The sequence below is a fragment of the Pseudomonas sp. R151218B TE3479 genome (assembly GCF_053629195.1).
In genome coordinates, this window is sequence record NZ_JBRJHV010000001.1 from 1033614 (window position 1) to 1055959 (window position 22346).

The 22346-nt window shown below is 61.5% G+C and carries 20 protein-coding genes; 9 read left to right on the plus strand and 11 right to left on the minus strand.

What is annotated here, in order from left to right; genetic code table 11:
• Positions 1 to 436: 436 nt before the first annotated feature.
• From AB7M32_RS04705 to AB7M32_RS04725, 5 genes are all read left to right on the plus strand, one after another.
• Positions 437 to 721, plus strand: a complete 285-nt coding sequence (locus AB7M32_RS04705) for a hypothetical protein (RefSeq protein WP_072407723.1) — start codon at positions 437 to 439, stop codon at positions 719 to 721.
• Between the two features lie 80 nt (positions 722 to 801).
• Positions 802 to 966, plus strand: a complete 165-nt coding sequence (locus AB7M32_RS04710; RefSeq protein ID WP_003177151.1) for a DUF1328 domain-containing protein — start codon at positions 802 to 804, stop codon at positions 964 to 966.
• A 2-nt stretch (positions 967 to 968) separates the two neighbouring features.
• Positions 969 to 1433: an inhibitor of vertebrate lysozyme family protein gene (locus tag AB7M32_RS04715; RefSeq protein ID WP_454249222.1), complete on the plus strand. Its 465-nt coding sequence runs from the start codon at positions 969 to 971 to the stop codon at positions 1431 to 1433.
• A 702-nt stretch (positions 1434 to 2135) separates the two neighbouring features.
• Positions 2136 to 3467: a glutamate/aspartate:proton symporter GltP gene (gltP, locus tag AB7M32_RS04720; protein WP_454249223.1), complete on the plus strand. Its 1332-nt coding sequence runs from the start codon at positions 2136 to 2138 to the stop codon at positions 3465 to 3467.
• A gap of 203 nt (positions 3468 to 3670) precedes the next feature.
• Positions 3671 to 4900 (plus strand): nucleoside recognition domain-containing protein, encoded by a 1230-nt coding sequence (locus tag AB7M32_RS04725; RefSeq protein ID WP_072407729.1) that lies wholly within the window; start codon positions 3671 to 3673, stop codon positions 4898 to 4900.
• 5 nt (positions 4901 to 4905) lie between these two features.
• Here the strand turns inward: AB7M32_RS04725 and AB7M32_RS04730 are convergent, their stop codons facing one another.
• The 10 genes from AB7M32_RS04730 to AB7M32_RS04775 form a co-directional block, all read right to left on the minus strand.
• Positions 4906 to 5538: an ABC-type transport auxiliary lipoprotein family protein gene (locus tag AB7M32_RS04730; protein ID WP_060739870.1), complete on the minus strand. Its 633-nt coding sequence runs from the start codon at positions 5536 to 5538 to the stop codon at positions 4906 to 4908.
• Positions 5535 to 6473 carry an MlaD family protein gene (locus tag AB7M32_RS04735; protein ID WP_454249224.1) on the minus strand — a complete coding sequence of 313 codons (939 nt, stop codon included), beginning with the start codon at positions 6471 to 6473 and terminating at the stop codon, positions 5535 to 5537. Before AB7M32_RS04735 ends, AB7M32_RS04730 begins: the two co-directional genes overlap by 4 nt.
• Before the next feature lies 1 nt (position 6474).
• Positions 6475 to 7278, minus strand: coding sequence for an ABC transporter ATP-binding protein (locus AB7M32_RS04740; RefSeq protein ID WP_060739868.1), 804 nt, complete (start codon positions 7276 to 7278; stop codon positions 6475 to 6477).
• Positions 7275 to 8423, minus strand: a complete 1149-nt coding sequence (locus tag AB7M32_RS04745; RefSeq protein WP_158456917.1) for an ABC transporter permease — start codon at positions 8421 to 8423, stop codon at positions 7275 to 7277. The genes AB7M32_RS04740 and AB7M32_RS04745 overlap by 4 nt, the downstream gene beginning before the upstream one ends.
• A 52-nt stretch (positions 8424 to 8475) precedes the next feature.
• Positions 8476 to 9501 carry a DUF5924 family protein gene (locus AB7M32_RS04750; protein WP_072407739.1) on the minus strand — a complete coding sequence of 342 codons (1026 nt, stop codon included), beginning with the start codon at positions 9499 to 9501 and terminating at the stop codon, positions 8476 to 8478.
• 198 nt (positions 9502 to 9699) lie between these two features.
• Positions 9700 to 11082, minus strand: a complete 1383-nt coding sequence (locus AB7M32_RS04755) for a M16 family metallopeptidase (RefSeq protein ID WP_454249225.1) — start codon at positions 11080 to 11082, stop codon at positions 9700 to 9702.
• Positions 11083 to 11283: 201 nt separating this feature from the next.
• Positions 11284 to 12942: a Na/Pi cotransporter family protein gene (locus AB7M32_RS04760; protein ID WP_072407743.1), complete on the minus strand. Its 1659-nt coding sequence runs from the start codon at positions 12940 to 12942 to the stop codon at positions 11284 to 11286.
• A gap of 325 nt (positions 12943 to 13267) precedes the next feature.
• On the minus strand, positions 13268 to 14035 hold the full coding sequence (locus AB7M32_RS04765) for a TerC family protein (protein WP_072407745.1): 768 nt from the start codon (positions 14033 to 14035) through the stop codon (positions 13268 to 13270).
• Positions 14036 to 14109: 74 nt separating this feature from the next.
• Positions 14110 to 15417: a CitMHS family transporter gene (locus tag AB7M32_RS04770; RefSeq protein WP_092167797.1), complete on the minus strand. Its 1308-nt coding sequence runs from the start codon at positions 15415 to 15417 to the stop codon at positions 14110 to 14112.
• A 421-nt stretch (positions 15418 to 15838) separates the two neighbouring features.
• The gene (locus AB7M32_RS04775; protein WP_072407747.1) at positions 15839 to 16177 is read right to left on the minus strand and encodes a DOPA 4,5-dioxygenase family protein; all 339 of its coding nucleotides are present in this window, start codon (positions 16175 to 16177) and stop codon (positions 15839 to 15841) included.
• A gap of 84 nt (positions 16178 to 16261) precedes the next feature.
• Between AB7M32_RS04775 and AB7M32_RS04780 the strand changes: the two genes are divergently transcribed.
• The gene (locus tag AB7M32_RS04780; protein ID WP_454249226.1) at positions 16262 to 16921 is read left to right on the plus strand and encodes an NAD(P)-dependent oxidoreductase; all 660 of its coding nucleotides are present in this window, start codon (positions 16262 to 16264) and stop codon (positions 16919 to 16921) included.
• Between the two features lie 84 nt (positions 16922 to 17005).
• Here AB7M32_RS04780 and AB7M32_RS04785 read toward each other — a convergent pair whose 3' ends face one another.
• The gene (locus AB7M32_RS04785; RefSeq protein ID WP_072407751.1) at positions 17006 to 17956 is read right to left on the minus strand and encodes a choline sulfate utilization transcriptional regulator; all 951 of its coding nucleotides are present in this window, start codon (positions 17954 to 17956) and stop codon (positions 17006 to 17008) included.
• 114 nt (positions 17957 to 18070) lie between these two features.
• On the opposite strand from AB7M32_RS04785, the gene betC reads away from it, so the two are divergent.
• The 3 genes from betC to AB7M32_RS04800 all read left to right on the plus strand — a co-directional run bounded on the left by betC (position 18071) and on the right by AB7M32_RS04800 (position 22285).
• Complete coding sequence (betC, locus tag AB7M32_RS04790; RefSeq protein ID WP_454249227.1) at positions 18071 to 19585, plus strand: choline-sulfatase; 1515 nt, start codon at positions 18071 to 18073, stop codon at positions 19583 to 19585.
• 15 nt (positions 19586 to 19600) lie between these two features.
• Positions 19601 to 20521, plus strand: a complete 921-nt coding sequence (gene choX, locus AB7M32_RS04795) for a choline ABC transporter substrate-binding protein (protein ID WP_454249228.1) — start codon at positions 19601 to 19603, stop codon at positions 20519 to 20521.
• A 195-nt stretch (positions 20522 to 20716) separates the two neighbouring features.
• On the plus strand, positions 20717 to 22285 hold the full coding sequence (locus tag AB7M32_RS04800; protein WP_454249229.1) for a SulP family inorganic anion transporter: 1569 nt from the start codon (positions 20717 to 20719) through the stop codon (positions 22283 to 22285).
• Positions 22286 to 22346: the final 61 nt, after the last annotated feature.

Sequence of the window (22346 nt, forward strand, 5' to 3'; positions counted from 1 at the left end):
TTCCTACGCTCCTTTAATGAATGATGTTGGTTAGTGTCAGAAAAATCGGGCAAGTTGCATGGTCGATTCTGAGGGGATATTACCCACCGAACCTGCCTCTGTGGACGTCTGACTCCTAAAAGACTGATTTGAGTTCCTTTTTTTCTTGTTCGTACGGGTCGGACGGTTCACATCGCTGATTCCGACGGCTGTGTCTGACAGGAAATTCCAAAACAACCTTACGCCTTTTCCTTCCCGTTCGTGCAATACGCACGACGTGCGCGCGGACCATCGTGCAGGATGCGTTCCCCATGTCTCGTATCTATTTCGCAAGTGTTTGATTTAAAAAGGATTTATTCATTAAAAAATCCTGGCACGCCGGCTGCAATGCTCTGGTCAACGTGGCGCAAGAGCGCCTCAATCAGATCACCACACCCGGGTGGGGAGGAATTTCAGGATGAATCGTCAATGTGCCGCGCAGTTTCGACTCTCTTCCTTGAACATTCAGCAGGGCTTATGGGCCGCCCTGGCATTGCTGGTCACGCTCGTGATTGGTCAGCAATGGTTGCTCTGGCACGAACGTCAACAGCCAGAAGCGCCACAGGTGTCCATTTACCGCGCCCCACAAACCCATTTCACCGCCGTCAACGTCGCAGAAGCTTCTGCTTCCATGCGCATGATGGATGTCGATCAGGCTCAGCCAGTGACCGACATGCCACGTGAAGAGCGCTGGGTGTTTTAACCCGATGTACCGGTCGTCCACTGTGCCGGAACCATCACCGCGAGACCCTCACTAAATAGAAAAGCGTAAGGAGAATCACCATGTTGAGCTGGGCAATTACTTTCCTGATCATTGCCATCATCGCCGCCGTACTGGGCTTCGGTGGTATCGCAGGCACCGCCACGGGCATCGCCAAGATTCTCTTTGTCGTGTTCCTGGTGATGTTCATCGCTTCCTTCTTCTTTGGCCGTCGCGGCCGAGGCTGACCATGAGCGTTTCATTCAAGGGACTGGCCGCCGCCCTGTTGTTGGGCGGCAGTGCCATGGCAATGGCTGCCAATGACGGACAGATGCGCGCCAACCAGTTGCTGGAGGCGGATCCGCAATACCGCGAAACTTGGCAGCACGTCGTCAAAAAAGAAGAACGCCTGCCCGAATGGGTGATGAACCTGTCAGGCGATTCGGAACAGATGAATGCTGTCGAAGAGGACGGTGACAAGTATCTGGTGGGACCGCTGTGTGAAACCCAGGCCACGTGTCGCAGCAAGCGCCTGATCGTCGCCTTCAGTTTCGACAAGGACGAGGCCTACGCCATGTTGGTGGAAGTTCCTGCCGGACTGCCGGCCGACAAGTCGCCGACCCGTCATGCCGACTACCGTTTTCTCGGTAATCCCGATGAAGGTATGCAAAAACTGTTGATGGAACAACTCAAGAAAGATCCGAACTGGTACTGATTCTGAAGACGAGAAGAGCAGCTCTGCTTTTCTCTGCTGCACAGCCCGAGGAGGGCCGGTGCATGACCAGGGGGCCGGGATATTCTGACGGATGAGCGTCGGAGTGACCTACGGGCACAAGGGGTGCCTGCGAAAGGGCCGGGTCAGGTAAAAGCTGCGACGCAAGTTCGCAAAGCCCTCACGGCTTGGCGAACTTGCGTAGAGCTTCATTGCGCGCATTGCGTGGGCCAGAGCGGTTACTCAATTCTGGTGTCGCAAGCAGTCCGCGATGCGGCATTTTGTCTCCTCTCGCCAAATTATTGCCCCTTCCCTGACCGTATATCGGAGAATACCGAGACGATTTCTCTCATGGGTCGCGTCTCGATCCGTTGCCGTTTCCTCGATTCCTGACGCTTGGAAAAAAAGCCCAGCTACGCTGAAATGGCCGAGTCACGGCACTTATGCCTGCAAAAATGTCGCATTCGAACCGCTTGTAACGCGGGTTTCGCTTGGAAAATCTCATGCCGATTCGGCATAGGGTAGGCGTTTACGGCATTAGACGATCCCCCCTGGCATCGCAATAGTTGCGCCTTTTTTCGCCTGCCAGTAAGCCGCTCATGCGCTCGGGGTGACCTTATACGGGGGCAATGGCGCGAATGACTTTTCGTCAGCGACGAGCCGTTCGCGTCACTGCCCGAGTCCAACTGAAGTAAGGGTAACGATATGAAGAAGGCACGACTCAGCCTCGCCTGGCAGATCCTCATCGGTCTGGTGCTCGGGATTGCATTGGGCGCGCTGCTCAACCATTTCAGTGCCGAGAAGGCCTGGTGGATCAGCAATGTGCTGCAACCGGCGGGCGACATCTTTATCCGTCTGATCAAGATGATCGTGATCCCGATCGTGATTTCCTCGCTGATCGTGGGCATTGCCGGGGTCGGTGACGCGAAGAAACTCGGGCGTATCGGCCTCAAGACCATCCTATACTTCGAAATCGTCACCACCATCGCCATCGTCGTCGGCCTGCTGCTGGCCAATTTCTTCCAGCCAGGCAGCGGCATCGACATGAGCACCCTGGGCACGGTGGATATTTCCAAGTACCAGGCCACCGCCGCTGAAGTCCAGCATGAGCATGCGTTCATCGAGACCATTCTCAACCTGATCCCGTCCAACATCTTCGCAGCGGTCGCCCGTGGCGAGATGCTGCCGATCATTTTCTTCTCCGTACTGTTCGGCCTGGGTCTGTCCAGCCTGCAATCGGACCTGCGCGAGCCGCTGGTGAAGATGTTCCAGGGCGTCTCGGAAAGCATGTTCAAGGTCACCCACATGATCATGCAATACGCGCCAATCGGTGTGTTCGCCCTGATCGCGGTGACGGTCGCCAACTTCGGCTTCGCATCCCTGCTGCCGCTGGCGAAACTGGTGATCCTGGTTTACGTCGCCATCGCCTTCTTCGCCTTCGTGGTGCTGGGCCTGATCGCCCGCCTGTTCGGGTTCTCGGTGCTCAAGCTGATGCGCATCTTCAAGGATGAGCTGGTGCTGGCCTACTCCACTGCCAGCTCCGAAACCGTGCTGCCGCGGGTGATCGAGAAGATGGAAGCCTACGGCGCGCCGAAGGCCATTTGCAGCTTCGTGGTGCCCACCGGTTATTCGTTCAACCTTGATGGCTCGACTCTGTACCAGAGCATCGCGGCGATCTTCATCGCCCAGCTGTACGGCATCGACCTGTCCATCAGCCAACAATTGCTGCTGGTGCTGACCCTGATGGTCACCTCCAAAGGCATCGCCGGCGTACCGGGCGTGTCGTTCGTGGTGTTGCTGGCCACGTTGGGCAGCGTGGGCATTCCCTTGGAAGGCCTGGCCTTCATCGCCGGTGTCGACCGCATCATGGACATGGCCCGTACCGCGCTGAACGTCATCGGCAATGCCCTGGCCGTGCTGGTCATCGCCCGTTGGGAAGGCATGTACGACGATGCCAAGGGCCAACGCTACTGGAACTCCCTGCCGCACTGGCGCAGCAAGGAGGCGCTGCCGGCCGGAGAAATCTCCAGCCGCTGATGCGCACCCCCTCTGTGGGAGCGAGCCTGCTCGCGATTGCGGAGTGTCAGCCAACATCCATGCTGACTGATCCGACGCCATCGCGAGCAAGCTCGCTCCCACAGGAGGCTTGCGCAGTGACTACTAGACCCTGGAGAAATCCGGGGTTTGTCGTTTCTGCCAGCCCCGCTATCATTCGCGGCATCTTCCGGGGGATTTAACCGATGCTCAATGGCCTGTGGCTTGGCTTCTTTATCGTGGCAGCCGTGTCGGCGCTGGCCCAGTGGCTGATCGGCGGCAACGCCGGGATCTTCGCGGCCATGGTCGAAAGCATTTTCGCCATGGCCAAGCTGTCGGTGGAGGTCATGGTCCTGCTGTTCGGCACCCTGACCCTCTGGCTGGGCTTCCTGCGCATCGCCGAGAAGGCCGGCATCGTCGACTGGCTGGCCAAGGCGCTCGGCCCGCTGTTCTTGCGCTTGATGCCGGAGGTGCCCGCCGGCCATCCGGCGATCGGCCTGATCACCCTCAACTTCGCCGCCAACGGCCTGGGGCTGGACAACGCGGCCACCCCCATCGGCCTCAAGGCCATGCGGGCCCTGCAAGACCTCAACCCCAGCCCGACCATCGCCAGCAATGCGCAGATCCTGTTTCTGGTGCTCAACGCCTCGTCGCTGACGCTGCTGCCGGTGACCATCTTCATGTACCGCGCCCAGCAAGGCGCGCCGGACCCGACTCTGGTGTTCCTGCCAATTCTGATTGCCACCAGCGGCTCGACCCTGATGGGGTTGTTGTCCGTGGCATTCATGCAGCGCCTGCGCCTCTGGGACCCGGTGGTGCTGGCCTACTTGATTCCCGGGGCGCTGGCGCTGGGTGGCTTCATGGCGTTGCTGGCGACGCTCTCGGCGACGGCCCTGGCGGGATTGTCATCGATCCTGGGCAACCTGACCCTGTTTGGCCTGATCATCCTGTTCCTGGTGGTGGGCGCGCTGCGCAAGGTCAAGGTGTATGAAGCCTTCATCGAAGGCGCGAAAGAAGGGTTCGACGTTGCCAAGAACCTGCTGCCGTACCTGGTGGCAATGCTTTGCGCCGTCGGTGTGCTGCGAGCTTCAGGGGCGCTGGATTTCGGCCTGGACGGCATTCGCCACCTGGTGCAGTGGGCTGGCTGGGATACACGGTTCGTCGATGCCTTGCCGACGGCCATGGTCAAGCCGTTCTCCGGCAGCGCCGCCCGAGCGATGCTGATCGAGACCATGAAGACCTCCGGCGTGGACAGCTTCCCGGCCCTGGTCGCGGCGACTATCCAGGGCAGCACCGAGACCACGTTCTACGTGCTGGCGGTGTACTTCGGCGCCGTGGGCATCCAGCGGGCGCGCCACGCCGTGGGTTGCGCGCTGTTGGCCGAACTGGCGGGCGTCCTGTCGGCGATCGGGGTCTGCTACTGGTTCTTTGGCTGAGGCCTTCAGGGAGCCGGCGTTGCGAAACGCTGGCCCTGCTCCAACGTCCAGTTCACCACCTCGGCGGTCAGCCGGTCACTGGCCCGGCCAAAGCCGTCCACCACCGCCGGCACCTTCACATCGTTCAATGGCTGGCGCACTTCGAAACGGCGGCTGGCCAGGATGCGCTGGTCGAACCCTCGCACCAGCAATGCGTCCAGGCGAACCACCACGCTGGCGGCGCTGCCCTGGTACTCGGTCTGGAACGCCTGCAATTGCCCGCCCAGCTCCAGATCCGCTTGCAGGTTGCTGTCAGCGACACTCAACAGCCGGACCCGCCCGTCCTGGGCAAAGCCGTCGAGCAAGCGGTTGCGCACCAATACCGGGGCGGGGTCGCTCCAGCGCGAGGCGGCGTAGCTGCTGAACAGGTTGCCTTGAGGAATGACCGCGATCTTCGGGCTGTTGAGCACTTCGCTGGCCTGCGGGCTGGCCAGGCGCAACGACCAGCTCACCGGCGTGCCGGCGGAGGCCGGTGCCTGGGCGGCAGGCAAGCGATAGATGTCCGAGGGTTCGGCCTTGGGCAGGATCGAACAACCGGCCAACAGGATAAACCCCGCCAGCACCAGGCCCGGACAGACGAATCGATGGAACGGTTTCATGGCGTGAATTCCTTGTCCTTGTCATTGCCCAGCAAATAGCCGCTGGGGTTGGCATCCAGGCGTCGGGATATACCGCGCAGGGCACTCAGGGTTTCCCGCAGCTCGCGCACGGCTGGCGCCAGGGCATTGAGGCCCTGCATGCCGTTGTTCAGCGAGTCGCGATTGTCGTTCAGCAGTTTGTCGAGGGTCGCCGTGCTGCGGGCCAGAGAGTCCATGGCCTGGCCGGCACTGCCGAACACCTGTTTGCCCTGGTCGTTGAGCAGGCCATTGGCATTGCGCATCAACGCCGTGGTCTGCTCCAGCGTGGCGCTGGCCTGTTTGCCGACGGAGGCCAATTGCTGCATGGCCTGACGAATATCGCCACGCTGATCGGCGATGACCCCGGTGGTTTGCTCCAGGTGATCGAGGGTATTGCTCAGGCGCTGGACGTTGTCCGAGGAAAACACCTCGTTGGCGTTGTGCAGCAGCAGATTGATGCTGGTCATCAAGTCATCGCTGTTGTTCAACAGGCGGGCGATCGGCGAGGGCGCGGCGATGATCACCGGCGGTTCGCCGTCGTGCCCGGTCAACGGCGGGCTCTGGGGCGTGCCGCCGCTGAGCTGGATGATCGAGGTGCCGGTGATGCCGGTCAGCGCCAGCTTGGCCTGGGTGTCTTGCTTGATCGGTGTCTCACCGCTCAAACGCACCCGCGCCAGCACCCGGCGCGGGTCGTTCGGGTCCAGGCGCAGGTTCACCACGTCGCCGACCTTGATGCCGCTGTATTCCACCGAGCTGCCCCTGGACAAGCCGCTGACGGCCTCGTTGAACACCACTTCGTAATCCTTGAACTCGCTGTCCACGCTGGACTTGGCCAGCCAGAGGCCGAACAGCAGGGCGCTGACCACCACAATGACGGTGAACAGGCCGATCAGCACATGATGGGCTCGGGTTTCCATGTCAAACCTCGTTGGACTGTGTAGCGGCGGATAAAGCCGCGCGGCCGCGAGGGCCATGAAAGTATTCATGAATCCAGGCGTCGTCGGTTTCCGACACCTTGTCGATGACATCGGCCACCAGCACTTTTTTCTGCGCCAGCACCGCCACCCGGTCGGTGATGGTGTAGAGGGTGTCCAGGTCATGGGTGACCAGGAACACGCTCAGGCCCAGGGCGTCGCGCAGCGTCAGGATCAACTGGTCGAACGCCGCCGCGCCGATGGGGTCGAGGCCGGCGGTGGGTTCGTCGAGAAACAGGATGTCCGGGTCCAGGGCCAGCGCACGGGCGAGGGCGGCCCGCTTGATCATGCCGCCGGACAGCGAGGCGGGGTACTTGTCCGCGGCCGAGAGCGGCAGCCCGGCCAGGGCGAGTTTCACTGCCGCCAGGTGTTCGGCGTCGGCCCGGCTGAGGCCGGCGTGTTCGATCAGGGGCAGGGCGACGTTTTCTGTCACGGTCAGGGACGAAAACAGCGCGCCTTTCTGGAACAGCACGCCAAAGCGCCGTTCCACCCGCGAACGCTGCTCCTGGGACAGGCTCGGCAAGTCCTGGCCGAACACCCGCACCGAACCCTCGCTGGGCTGGTTCAAGCCGACGATGCTGCGCAGCAGCACCGACTTGCCACTGCCGGAGCCGCCCACCACGGCGAGGATCTCGCCCTTGTAGACGTCCAGGTCGAGGTTTTCATGCACGCTCTGGCGGCCAAAGCGGTTGCACAGGCCACGCACCTGAATCACCGCCTCGGCGGGCGTCCTAGAAGGTCGACTCACCAGCTCATCTCCATGAAAAACAGCGCGGCCACGGCATCCAGCACAATCACCACGAAAATCGACTGCACCACGCTGGAGGTGGTGTGGGCCCCGACCGATTCGGCGCTGCCGCTGACCTTGAACCCTTCCAGGCAGCCCACGGCAGCGATCAGGAAGGCAAAGATCGGCGCCTTGACCATCCCCACTACGAAATGCTGCACGCCGATGTCCGATTGCAGCAGTGACAGGAACATGGCCGGGGAGATGCCCAGCGACAGCGCGCACACGACACCGCCGCCAATGATGCCCGAGAGCATGGCCACGAACGTCAGCATGGGCAGCGCCACCAGCAGGGCCAGCACCCGCGGCACCACCAGCAGCTCGACGGGGTCGAGGCCAAGGGTGCGGATCGCGTCGATTTCTTCGTTGGCTTTCATCGAGCCGATCTGCGCGGTGAACGCGCTGGCGGTGCGGCCCGCCATGAGGATCGCCGTCAGCAACACGCCGAATTCGCGCAGGAACGAGAACGCCACCAGGTCCACGGTAAAGATACTGGCGCCGAAATCCGCCAGCACCGTCGCCCCGAGAAAGGCCACCACCGCGCCCACCAGGAACGTCAGCAAGGCCACGATGGGCGCCGCGTCCAGGCCGGTCTGCTCGATGTGCACGACCATCGGCGTAATGCGCCAGCGCCGCGGATGAAACAGCCCGCGGGCCAGGGTTTCCAGGATCAGGCCGACAAAACCGAGCAATTGCAGGGTGTCCTGCCAGACCTTCTCCACGGCGCGGCCGATGCGCGTCAGCAACTGGGTCACGACGCTGACTTTCGGTTCTTTGTCCGGTACGCAGAAATCCGTCAGCGAGCAGTACACCGTCTGCAACAACGCGCGCTCGGCTGCCGGCAAACTGCAGTCCGGGTGTTCGGTGGTCTTGCCTAGCCGTTCGGAGCCCAGCAGTTCCACCAATAACGAGGCCCCGGCGGTGTCGAGGGCACCGAGGCCGTTGAGGTCGATCCGGGTGTTTTCGTCGTACTGGCCGCGCAGCGATTCGGCCAGGCGCTTGAGCTGTGGGTAATGGGCCAGCGTCCAGTCGCCGCTGATCCACAGCTGCGCCGGCGCGCCGGACGTGTCGAGTCGGGCACTGCCCATGTGGGGGCTGGGGGTCATAAGCTCCATGCTCGTTCGGCTTGAACAGCGCTACCTGATAGCACAATTGCCATCATTTTGCTTCGGGTACAGCGGCGTTCACGTTGAAACGCAGCACTCCGATCATCTGGCCATTTTCCGTCAGCACCCGCACCTGCCATTTGCCTGTCGGGTCGTCCGGGAAGTTCTGTTTGTGAGTCCAGGCGCGATAGCCTTCCTTGCGCCCGCCATGAATGTCCAGGGCGATACGATCCACTTCTTTACCGTTGAACTGCCAGACGTGATAAATCCGCTCGTCGAGCCCACGTGGCGCGTTGATCGCGGTGTAGGCGTACAGGCCGTTGCCGCGGATCTGGGCGGCGCTGACTTCCTTGAGGCTGGCACCGGGAGTGCGGTCTTCCAGTTGGGTGCTGATCGCCACTTCGGTCATCCACAGCGTCGCCGGCGGCACCCAGGAGCGCAGCACCCAGCCGGCGGCGCCAATCCCCACGGTGATGCAGAGGATCGCCACGGCGTTGCGCACGGTGCGGATCGGAAAGATCGAGGCCAGGCTGGGAAACGACAGCAGCATGGCAATGCCCAGTGCCAGCTTGAAGCTCTGGTCGGTGGTCAGATGCAGGATGACCGGCAACGCGGTGAGCAGGGCGGCGAACAGCGTCAGCGTGTGCAACGCCAGGAACGCCCAGCGCCGTGGCGCCAGCCATTTGTAGTACAGCGGATCGGTGATCGAGATCAGCGCCGCGATCGTCAGCAGGCCAGTGAAAAGCAGTTGGCTGCTGTTCCAAGTGGTGGTGATGAAGAAAAACGGCAGGACGAAAAACAGGCTTTCCTGGTGAATCATCTGCGTGGCGTAGCGCAACAGCGGCTGGGGGATCTCCCGTTTGAAAATCCGCGTGAACAGCCGGGTCATGCTGTTCTCGACCATCAGCCAGAGCCAGCTCACCAGCATCATGATGGCGATCCAGGTGGCCAGGCCCTGCTGGCGGTCCACCAGCATGAAACTGCCGACCCCGGAGATGAAACCACCGAGCGCAATGACCCCTGGATAGCGCTTCATCAATTCAAGGATGCGCTGGATATAGACCGTCAGGTTTTGCATTCGGTAGTTTCACAGTAAGTCGTAGGAAAATATCCCTGACAGAGTATCGCCAGGACATCGATGTGACGAGCACTCTTGTGGTGAGGGAATTTAGCGAAACGCCGCACTACCCTGCAGGAGCTGCCGAAGGCTGCGATCTTCTGATCTTTCGCTTGCGCCCCGGATGCCAGGGGAAAGATCGCAGCCTCGTTGCACTCGTCAGCTCCTACGTAGTCGGCGTACCTGCCACACCACCAAGCCGAGCAGCAACAGCCCCAGCAAGCCGCCCAGCCCCCAGACGAGTTCATCGTCACTGAGCAACGGCTTCTCGATGCGCAGGTAACCCGGGTCCTTGAGCAGCTCGCGCAGTGCCACGTTGGCCTGTTCCAGGCTCACCTCCTGCAGGCGCACGGCCGGGTTGGCGAAGCGACCGTCTTCGTAATCGCCCAAGGCGCCCCAGTAGTAATCGGCCAGTGCACTGTTACCTTGAACCGCCCAGGACTGATGGGCGATGGCCGCGCGTTTGATGCGCACGAAACTGGCGGGGTCCAGGCCATCCTTGAGCAAGGTCTTGCGCAGTTCTTCCAGCGCCTGTTCGGCTTCGGGCAGGTCTTCGCGGGACAGGTCGGCGTTCAGGCTGAAGAAGCCGACGCCGCCGAATACTTCGCGTTCGGTCCACGGCCCGTAGGACAGGCCGCGGGCCAGGCGCAGCTGGCGATAAAGTGCCCAATCCAGGTAATCCTTGAGCAGATCGAAGGTTTCGTCATGCTGCTCGTCCAGCACCGGTTCCGGGAACAGCCAGTGAAGCTTGGCACTGTCGCCGGCCAGGCCACGGATCAGATTGCGCTTGGTGACCGCCTTGTAGCGGATCTGCGGCAGCGCCTCGTGGGCACTGGGTTCCACCGGCTCGAGTTCGCCAAAGGCGCGCTCCAGGTAGGCGGGCAGCAGTCGGTCGAGATCCCCGACCACGATCAGCGTCATGTTGTTCGGCGCATACCAGGTCGTGCGCACTTGTTCGAGGCGGGCGAGGGTATGGCGTTGGACCTCGGCCCGTTCTGCGCAGCGCAAGCCCAACTCAACCGCCAGTTGGTTGCTGGCCTTGTGGCCCAAGTCCTGGTGATCGAGCCAGCGTTGCAGGTGGGTGTAGTGACCACCGTCTTCGCGCTCCACCACCCGCTTGGCCGCCTCCAGGGCTTTGTCGTCGATACGGGTGCGGGTCAACAGCGTCAGCAGCAGGTCCAGCACTTTGCGTTGATTGCGCGCCGGCGCCTCGATGACGAACGTGGTGTCGGCGTTGCTGGTGAAGGCATTCCACTCGCCGCCCAAGGCCTGCATGCGCTCTTCCAGGCCACCTTCACCACTGTCGTCGACGCCGCTGAACAGCAGGTGCTCGAGCAGGTGCGGCAATTCCTTGTCGGCGCAACTGAAATCGTCCAGACCCACGCCGACCACCAGCCGGATCGCCACATGGCCGCGCTCGGTGCCGGGCTTGAGTATCAGCTGCATGCCGTTGGGCAGCGTATAGCCTTCGACCTGGAACCGGTCCACAGCAACCACGGGCAGTGAGCCGAGCAAAAGAAAGGCGAGCAACAGACAACGCATAAGGGCTTCCTGGCGGCTGAGTGAAGGTCCATGGTGCCGGGCAGGCCCTCATCGGTGGATCGCGCCCGGAGTTGGCTCGCTCCCCCTATCGAATCTATGCGGTATTCATGACAACGGGAGCAGGCGGGCCGCTGAACGGTTTCAGGCCCGAGCCATTGTTATTGACTGACATTGTTACTGACTGACCAATGCGCCAGTTGTTCAAGGCGAATGGGTAATGTCGGAAATTTCATCCGCCGCCAGCGCCCCGATCTCGGCCGTTTCCAGCACCACATAGGCACTGCCGCAAAACAGCGAATTGAGGCGCCTCATGTCGGCAATCAGCTCCAGGTGCAGGGAACTGGTCTCCAGGCTTTGGACGACTTTTCGTTGCAGGCGGCTGACATGGGCATGGGCCATGCGCCGTTCCTGCGCCCGGAAACGACGTTTCTCACGCAACAACTGGCGGGCGCTTTCCCGGTCGGCGCTCAGGAATACCGACAACCCCAGCCGCAGGTTGGCGATCAAGTGGCTGTGCAGCCCCGCCAGTTCTTCCAGGCCTACATCGGAAAAGGAGCGGCGCTGGGAAGTCTTCTGCTGCTGGACCTTGCGCAACATGCGCTCGATCAGGTCGCTGGCCAGCTTGAGGTTGATCGCCAGTTCGATGATCTCGGCCCAGCGGCGGCTGTCCTGTTCGCTGAGGTCTTCACGGGGCATTTGCGCCATGTACAACTTGATTGCACTGCACAGTGCCTCGACGTCATCGCTCATGCGGCGCACTTCCTGGGTCACCGCGGTCTGCTGGCCGCGCAGCACGTCCAGCATGGCTTCGAGCATGTTTTCGATCAGGTCGCCAATGCGCAGGGTTTCACGGGCCGCGTTCGCCAGCGCCAGGCTCGGGGTGGCGAGGGCCGTGGGGTCCAGGTGGCGGGGCTTGGCCGTGCCGTTGGTCTCGGGCCGTTCCGGCAGCAGCCAGGTACAGAGCTTGGCCATCGGGCCGACGCTGGGCAGCAGCACCAGGCACCGCACGGCGTTGTAGAGCAGATGAAAACCGATCACCGTTTCCTGGGGGCTGAAATCCAGGCTGTCGAGCCAGCCCACCAGCGGATCGAGCACCGGAATGATCAACAACAGCCCGATCAGCTTGTACAACAGGCTGCCCAGTGCCACCTGGCGTCCGGCGGTGTTCTGCATGCTGGTGCTGAGGAACGCCAATACGCCGCTGCCGATGTTGGCGCCGATCACCAGGCCGATGGCCACCGGCAGGCTGATCACCGCGGCACCGGCCAGTGTCGCGGTCAGCAGCACGGCGGCCAGGCTGGAATAGGAAATCATCGCGAACAGCGCGCCGACCAGCGCATCGAGCAGGATGTCGCCGGTCAGTGAGGCGAAGATCACTTTCACGCCTTGGGCATGGGTGATGGGCGCGGCGGCTTCGACGATCAATTGCAGGGCCAGGATGATCAGGCCCAGGCCGATGCCGACCCGGCCCATTTGGCCGACGCGGGTCTGTTTGCGCGAGAGGAAGAAGATCACCCCGAGGAAAATCAGCAGCGGCGACAGCCACGACAGGTCGAGGGTCAGCACCCGTGCCATCAGCGCGGTGCCGACATCGGCACCCAGCATGGTCGCCAGAGCCGGCGTCAACGCCATCAAGCCCTGGCCGACGAACGAGGTGACGAGCATGGCCGTGGCGTTACTGCTCTGGACCATGGCCGTGACTATGATCCCTGCGATGAACGCCAGCCAGCGCCGGGACATGTTCTGACCAATGACATGGCGCAGGTTCGAGCCATAGACCCGCAAGATGCCGGTACGCACGATATGCGTGCCCCAGATCAGCAGGGCCACGGCGGAGAGCAAATTCAGCAGGGTCAGCATGAGAGGCCCCCTGTTAGCGTCCCAAAGGGACAAAGTGACAGCGCCACATCATTTTTAGGTATGTACTTAAGCTGTAGTTGGCTAATGGTTCGAACGCCAGCATTGCACAGCTAAAGAATCGATTGAAACAAAACCGTCATAAAAAAACACACCGCAGCCCGTGGGAGCGAGCTTGCTCGCGATAGGGCCCAGACATTCAGCATCTTTTTTGGCTGACAGACCGCTATCGCGAGCAAGCTCGCTCCCACAGGGTTATGCGCACCGGGCTTTTCTCGGGCATGAAAAAGGGGCTCCAAAGAGCCCCTTTATTCACTGCCCCATGTCATTACTGACCGGGTACATCCTTACGCAGTTTCACCGGATCCTGCTGCTTGCGCTTGCGGGCCATGGCGGTGCGCATCTTGATGTTGACCGCTTCCACCGCCAGGGAGAACGCCATGGCGAAGTAGACGTAGCCTTTTGGCACGTGCACGTCGAACGACTCGGCGATCAGCACGGTACCGACCACCAGCAGGAACGACAGCGCCAGCATCTTCAGCGACGGGTGTTTGTCGATGAACGTGCTGATGGTGCCCGAAGCCAGCATCATCACCAGTACGGCAACGACGATGGCCGCAACCATCACCGGTACATGGGAGACCATGCCGACCGCGGTAATGACCGAGTCCAGGGAGAACACGATGTCGATGATCGCGATCTGGATGATGGTGTAGATGAAGTTGCCGCCCTTGCCCGAAGGTTCGTCATTGCTTTCATCTTCGCCTTCCAGCGCGTGGTACATCTCCTGGGAGCTTTTCCACAGCAGGAACAGACCGCCGAAGAACAGGATCAGGTCACGACCGGAGATGCCCTGGCCGAACACTTCGAACAAATCCGCCGTCAGGCGCATGACCCAGGTGATGGACAGCAGCAACAGGATCCGCGTGATCATGGCCAGCGCCAGGCCGAAGATCCGGGTACGTGCCTGCATGTGCTTGGGCATGCGGCTGACCAGGATCGAGATCATGATGATGTTATCGATACCCAGGACGATTTCCAGGGCGGTCAAGGTAAAGAAGGCAACCCAGATTTCCGGGTTGGTCAGCCATTCCATGTGAGTTCCTTTGAGCGAGTGTTAGGCCCGGCCGGCCTTCTTGTCAGATAGGCACGGCAGAGCGAGCGTTGCTTTTATAGAGTGCTGAACAGCGGAAAAATCCCCATCAGCAAGGCGGCGAACATTATGCACAGGCAAACCAGTACTGCCCACTTCAAGGTGAAGCGCTGGTGATCGCCGAACTCGATCCCGGCCAAGGCTACCAGCAGGTAGGTCGACGGAACCAGTGGGCTCAACAGGTGGACGGGCTGGCCAACGATGGAGGCACGGGCCATTTCAACGGCGGTGATGCCGTAGTGGCTAGCGGCCTCGGCCAAAACCGGTAACACCCCGTAATAAAATGCATCGTTAGACATGAAGAAGGTGAAGGGCATGCTCACCAGCGCAGTGATGACTGCCAGGTAAGGACCGAGGAACTCCGGAATGACCGCCAGCAGGCTCTTGGACATGGCGTCGACCATGCCGGTGCCGGACAGGATGCCGGTGAAGATACCCGCCGCGAAAATCAGCCCGACCACCGCCAACACACTGCCGGCGTGGGCCGCGACACGGTCTTTCTGCTGTTGCAGGCACGGGTAGTTGACGATCATCGCGATGCTGAAGGCCACCATGAACAGCACCGGCAGCGGCAACAGGCCGGCGATCAGGGTGCACATCAGGGCCAGGGTCAGCGCGCCGTTGAACCAGATCAGCTTCGGACGGCGAGCGTCGGGGAACTGGGACACGCTGATTTCGCTGTGGTCGATCTCGTCGCCGGCCAGGTGCAGTTCACCCAGGCGCGCGCGCTCGCGTTTGCCGTACATGTAGGCGATCGCCAGGATCGCCACGACACCGGCCAGCATCGCCGGAATCATCGGCACGAAGATGTCGGACGGGTCCACATGCAGCGCACTGGCCGCCCGGGCCGTCGGGCCGCCCCACGGGGTCATGTTCATCACGCCACCGGCGAGGATGATCAGGCCGGCCATGATGCGTGGGCTCATGCCGATGCGGCTGTAGAGCGGCAGCATCGCGGCCACGCAGATCATGTAAGTGGTCGCGCCGTCACCATCGAGGGAAACGACGAGCGCCAGAACGGCGGTACCGACCGAAACTTTCAACGGGTCGCCCTTGACCAGCTTGAGGATCTTGCGCACGGCCGGGTCGAACAGGCCGGAGTCGATCATCAGGGCAAAATACAGAATCGCGAACATCAGCATCACCCCGGTCGGAGCGAGCTTGGTGATGCCTTCGAGCATCATCGGGCCGATCTTCGGCGCGAAGCCACCGAACAGGGCGAACAGGATCGGGATGATGATCAGGGCGATCAGCGCGGACAGGCGCTTGGTCATGATCAGGAACATGAACGTGATGACCATGGCGAAGCCAAGGAAAGTCAGCATGGGAAATACTCCAGGCGTAGCGCGGCTATGAAAGGCGAACCGGACAGGTCAGCGCGAAATGCAAAGCACGAGGGGGACGGATGGAGTGGGTGCGGCGGGACGGGTAGCAGCGGACATCAGAATCACCATTGTTGTTGTTAAAAGGGCCGAACGAGCCTTGAAAACTCGCTTTTGGCCGACCGGTCTTTTGCCGGAAGTGCGGTGATCCTAATCGCGCTAGCTTTCAGCAAGCTTTCGCCGTTGCAATGGCTGATGGTTGGTCAAGCGAGTCTGTGTAGCTATGTAGCTATGTAGCTATGTAGCTGTGTGGCGAGGGAGCTGTGTGGCGAGGGAGCTTGCTCCCGCTGGGCTGCGAAGCGGCCCCAGGATTTGCGACCGCTGCGCGACCGAGCGGGAGCAAGCTCCCTCGCCACAACAACAATCAGGTGCTTGCCTTAAACGCTGAAAGATTCAACGGCCGTACTGCGCCCATCCAGATCGCATGCTCGGTGTGGTCCGTCAGGTCATCGCCGGTTTCCGGGTGCAGGAAAATCACCAGACCCTTGCGATTCAGCGCCAGCCACGGCAGGACCACGCCGATGTACTGCGGATCGAACGCCAACTGACAACTCCAGTCCGGGTGCGGGCCGACCGGACGTTGATGGACACGGCCCATTTTCAGCGGGAACAGCCGTGCCGCTTCCTCGCACAGGGCCCGCGCCTGGTCGAGGGTGCTGGCGTCGAAATACACATGGGCGTGGTAGCCCTTGATCCGCTGCATCTGTACTCCTTGGAAAAGAGGCCGAACCCTCGCCGTTTGCCGCGGGTCAGAGCCTTTACATGCGTGTTAAAGAGGGAAACAGCCATGAAAAACGCCGAAACCCCGGTCATCAAAGTGGTGCTCTATGGTGCCATGAGCAGCCTCGGCAGTGCGTTGATGGCTGAAATGCTGCGGCGCCAGCATGAGGTCATCGCCATTCTCGACGATCTTACCGCCCTGGCTCCACGCCCGGGCCTGCGGACCAAGACCGGCGATCTTTTCGATCCGGAACGGGTCAAGCAAAGTGTTGCCGGCGCTAGCGCCGTGGCGTGTCTGTTGAACGCGCCGGGGTTGCCGATGAACAGTGAACAAGTGGAGCGCACCTTGATTCCCGGCCCGGTGGAGCAAGTCCTGGCGGTGGATGCCCTGATCGCCGGCATGCAAGCGGTGAACGTGTCCCGGTTGTTCCTGATCGGCGACTTCGCCGTGCTCGACGAAGAGCAGGCCGACGACGATTTGCAACGCCATGCCGCCGAAGAAGTGCTCGACGCCCTCAAGAACAGCACCTTGCAATGGACCTTGGTCAACGCCCCTTACGCTGCGCCAGGCCTGGGCATTGAGCATTTCAGCCAGGTCAGCACCAGCCTCGAACCCGGCATGGCCGAATCCCTGGAGCGGCTCAACCGCGTGGCGGTCGGCATCGCCGATGAGCTGCGCCTGAACCTGCATGTGGGCGAGCATGTGAACTTTGTGGCCGCCCACTAGCTGTCGACATCCACAGCCGTGGCGAGGGAGCTTGCTCCCGCTGGGCTGCGAAGCAGCCCCAAAAACACGGCTCTCGCCACGGCCTCAAACCGCAATGGAAGGCAGCGGCAATCCCGTGAGCGATTCGGCGCTATTGGCCTGTTCCTCCGTCAACCAATCGACGAATTGCCTGATCAGCACACCGCGCCGTTTACGCTGAGGCAAGACCACGTAATACCCCAGCCGCGACAGCACCGTTTCGGCGATCGGCCGACACAGCAGCCCTTGCGCCAATAAGTTATCCACAAGGTGTCGCCAGCCGATGGCGACACCTTGGCCGCCAATCGCCGCCTGGATGAGGAGTGTGTAGTTGTCGAAGCGCAATTGCCCGGGGGCGGGCGGCGAGGTGATGCCCAGCTCGCGGAATACGCCGCTCCAGTCGAACCAGCTGTTGCTGTTGCCCGCTCGCAGGTGCAGCAATGGAAACTCCGCCAAGGCCTGGGCGGGCAAGGGCAGGGGACGTTCCTTGAGCAGCAGCGGGCTACAGACCGGAAAGACTTCTTCGCTGAACAGCCAGCGACTTTCGCCTTGCTTGAAGCGACCGTCGCCGAACAGCACGGCAACATCGATATCGGTCCGCAGCATGTTGTGGTTGCGTTCGCTGGTCACCAGGCTCACGTCCACCTGGGGGTTGGCGGCGTGAAAGCGATGCAGGCGCGGCATCAGCCAGTAAGCGGCGAAGGCGAAGTCCGTGGCGACCTGCAGCACCTCATGCTGGTGTTGGGCGGTAATCGCGCTCAGCCCGGCATCGATGCTCTGCAGACCGGCCTGCACCTGCTCGAACAGGATCGTCCCGGCCTCGGTCAGTTCGATGCCACGGTAGATCCGGTCGAACAACCGTGTACCCAGTTGCTCTTCCAGGCGCTTGATCTGCTGGCTGATGGCCGGCTGCGTGGTGCCCAGCTCAATCGCCGCCGCCGTAAAGCTTTGTTGGCGGGCCGCGGCTTCAAAGGCACGGAACAGTTCCAGGGACAGGTTACCCAAGGCGTCATACATAAGCTGTGCTTATCCTAGTCATTATCCTGCATGGGCTTTACCCCAAAACCTGGGGGCTACATGCTCAATCGCAGCAATGTCGCATAACTGCCTACTATGGAATGCCGCGAATACATGAAGCGCAAGAACATTCTTTTCATCATGGCCGATCAAATGGCCGCGCCAATGTTGCCGATCTACGGTCCTTCGCCGATCAAGCTGCCGAACCTGTCGCGCCTGGCCGCCGAGGGCGTGGTGTTCGACGCCGCCTATTGCAACAGCCCGCTGTGCGCGCCGTCGCGTTTCACGTTGGTGAGCGGCCAGCTGCCCAGCAAGATCGGCGCCTACGACAACGCGGCGGATTTTCCTGCGGACGTGCCGACCTACGCCCATTACCTGCGCCGCCTCGGCTATCGCACGGCATTGTCCGGCAAGATGCACTTTTGCGGTCCTGACCAACTGCACGGCTACGAAGAGCGCCTGACCAGCGACATTTACCCGGCCGACTACGGCTGGTCGGTGAACTGGGACGAGCCGGACGTGCGGCCGAGCTGGTACCACAACATGTCGTCGGTGTTGCAGGCCGGCCCTTGCGTGCGCACCAACCAGCTGGATTTTGATGAAGAAGTGGTGTTCAAGGCCCAACAGTACCTGTTCGACCACATCCGCGAAGACGGTGACCAGCCGTTCTGCCTCACCGTGTCGATGACCCACCCACACGATCCGTACACGATTCCCAAGGCGTTCTGGGATTTGTATGACGACAACGACATTCCGTTGCCGCAGACACCGGCGCAAACGGACCTCGATCCACATTCCCAGCGGCTGCTGAAGGTCTATGACCTGTGGGACAAGCCACTGCCTGTGGATAAAATCCGTGATGCCCGCCGCGCCTATTTCGGCGCGTGCAGCTACATCGACAGCAACGTCGGCAAGCTGCTGCAAACCCTGGAAGATACCGGTCTGCTGGACGACACGATCATCGTCTTCTCCGGCGATCATGGGGACATGCTCGGCGAAAAGGGTCTCTGGTACAAAATGCACTGGTTCGAAATGGCCGCCCGCGTACCGTTGCTCATCAGCGCACCGGGACAGTTCGCCAGCAGACGGGTGGGCGCGGCTGTGTCTACCGCCGACCTGCTGCCGACCCTGGTGGAACTGGCCGGCGGTACGCTGGAACCCGGCTTGCCACTGGATGGCCGTTCGCTGGTGCCGCATCTGCAAGGGCAGGGCGGGCATGACGAAGTCTTCGGTGAATACATGGCCGAAGGCACCATCAGCCCCTTGATGATGATCCGCCGTGGCCCGTGGAAATTCATCTACAGCGAAGATGACCCGTGCCTGCTGTTCGACGTACGCAACGATCCCAAGGAGCTGGAAGATCTCAGCCAATCTCCCGAGCATCAATCCCTGTTCGCCGATTTTCTCGCCGAGTCGCGCGCCAAGTGGGATATTCCGGTTATTCACCAACAGGTGCTCGCCAGCCAGCGCCGCCGCCGTTTTGTCGCCCAGGCGCTGACCCTGGGCAAACTCAAGAGCTGGGACCACCAGCCGCTGGTGGACGCCAGCCAGCAGTACATGCGTAACCACATCGATCTCGACGATCTGGAGCGCAAGGCCCGTTATCCACAACCCTGCCAAAACCAATAACGTAAGGGGAAGCACATGCAAAAGTTATCCACAGTACTGACCGCTGGGCTGTTGGCGTTGAGCAGTGTTTCGGCGTGGGCCGAGCAGAGCTGCGAGACCGTGAAAATGGCTGACCCGGGCTGGAGTGACATCGCCGCGACGAACGCCATCACCGGTTTCCTGTTGGATGGCATGGGCTACAAGGCCAAGGTTGACACCCTCGCGGTGCCGATCACCTTCGGCGGTCTCAAGGACGGCCAGGTGGATGTATTCCTGGGTAACTGGATGCCGGCGCAGCAGGGCTTCTATGACAAATTCGTGGCCACGGGCGACGTCACGCAACTGGCCAAGAACCTTGACGGCACCGAGTTCACCCTGGCGGTTCCGGATTATGTCTGGGACGCCGGTGTGCATAACTTTGCCGACCTGAACAAATTCGCCGACAAGTTCGAGAAGAAGATCTACGGCATCGGCTCCGGCGCCCCGGCCAACCTCTCCCTGAAAGAAATCATCAAGACCAATGACTTCGGCATGGGCGAGTGGAAACTGGTGGAGTCCAGCGAGCAGGCGATGCTGGCGGAAGTCTCCCGGGCGGTGAAGAAGCAGAAGTTCGTGACCTTCCTGGGCTGGACGCCGCACCCGATGAACGTGCAATTGAAAATGCACTACCTCAAGGGCGGCGAGAAATACTTCGGCGACACCGGCAGCGTCTACACCCTGACCCGCAAGGGTTATGCACAGGCTTGCCCGAACGTCGGCAAGCTGCTGACCAACCTGAGTTTCACCCAGGAGATGGAAAACAGCATCATGGCCGAGGTGGTGAACAACAAAGTCAGCAACGCCGATGCGGCCAAGGCCTGGATCAAGGCCAACCCGGCGGTGCTGGATAAGTGGCTGGACGGCGTGAAGACCCTGGATGGCAAGGAGGCGTTGGCGGCGGTGAAGGCCAAGCTGTAAAGCCTATGTGCCGATGAGTTGCTCTTGTGGCGAGGGAGCTTGCTCCCGCTGGAGGGCGAAGCCTTCCCAAAACCGATACGGTGTCGTGCCGTCTCAGATTTTGGGGCTGCTTCGCAGCCCAGCGGGAGCAAGCTCCCTCGCCACGGGTGATCACTCGCCTGATACTCTTGCGCCAAACCCCATCCTTGAGGCCCCATGGCAATCCCCACCCGCCATTCACTCTTTCCCTTCTTGAGCTGGCTGCCCCGACAGACTCGCGCCAGTGTCGGCCGTGACCTGATCGTCGGTTTGAGTGGCGCGATTCTCGCGTTGCCGCAGTCCATTGCCTACGCCCTGATTGCCGGTTTGCCCCCCGAGTACGGTTTGTACGCAGCGATCGTGCCGGTGCTGATCGCCTGCCTGTGGGGTTCGTCATGGCACCTGATCTGCGGTCCTACGGCGGCAATCTCCATCGTCTTGTACGCCACCGTCAGTCCGCTGGCCGTGCCCGCCAGCCAGGACTACGTCACCTTGATCCTGCTGCTGACAGTCCTGGCGGGGATTTTCCAGTGGCTGCTGGGGTTGTTGCGTTTCGGTGCGCTGGTGAATTTCGTCTCCCATTCGGTGGTGCTGGGTTTCACCTTGGGGGCGGCGGCGGTGATCGCATTGGGGCAGTTGCCGAACCTGCTGGGCCTCGACTTGCCGAATGAAGCCACGGCGCTGCGGAGCCTGCTGATGCTGGTCGAGCACATCGGGGCTGTGGATAAGCCATCGCTGCTGCTGGGGTTGGGCACGCTGCTCCTGGGTGTGGTGCTCAAGCGCTTGCTGCCGCGCTGGCCGAGCCTGTTGATAACTTTAATCATCAGCAGTCTGGTGGTCTGGCTGTGGCCGGCGATGTTCGGGCATGTGGCGCTGGTCAGTGCTTTCGTCGGGCGCCTGCCACCGCTCACGCTGCTGCCGCTGGACCTGGAACTGATCCTGCGCTTGCTGCCTGGGGCCGTTGCGGTGGGCATGCTCGGGCTGGTCACCAGCCTGTCCATTGCCCGTTCGTTGTCGGTACGTTCCGGGCAATTGCTCGATGCGAACCAGGAGGTGAGGGCGCAGGGGCTTTCCAACCTCGTTGGCGGATTTTTCTCGGGATCCTTGTCGGCCGGTTCCTTCACCCGCTCCGGCCTCAGCTATGAAGCCGGGGCCTGCTCGCCCCTGGCCGGGGTGTTCTCGGCCTTGTGGGTGGCGTTGTTTGCGGTCGCCGGGGCGAAGCTGATCGCGCACATCCCGATTCCGGCCATGGCCGGCAGCATCCTGCTGATAGCCTGGGGGCTGGTGGACCACCGTGGTATCCGAGCGTTGTACCGCGTGAGCCGCGCCGAATTCATGGTGATGAGCCTGACCTGCCTGGCGACGTTGCTGCTGGAACTGCAAACCGCCATTTATGCCGGCGTACTGGCTTCGCTGTTCTTCTACCTCAAGCGCACCTCACAGCCGCGGGTGCAGCACTTTCGCGAGGGGGAGGCGGAGATCCTGCGGGTGGGCGGCTCGATCTTTTTCGGCGCCAGCCATTACCTGCAAGTACGCCTGCAACGGTTGCAGGCGCAGCGGGTAGTCATTGACGCCCAGCAGATCAACTTCATCGATTATTCCGGGGTGGAAATGCTCCACCAGGAAGCCCGGCGCCTGCGCGGCCAGGGGCGTAGCCTGACCTTGCGCATGGCCCGGCCGCAGGTGGTGGAGGAGTTGTTGAAGCTGGAAGGACCGGAGCATTGCCCGATCCATTTCGAGGATTGAAAACTGTAGGGGACTTGAGGCAGACACATACCTGTGGCGAGGGGATTTATCCCCGTTGGGA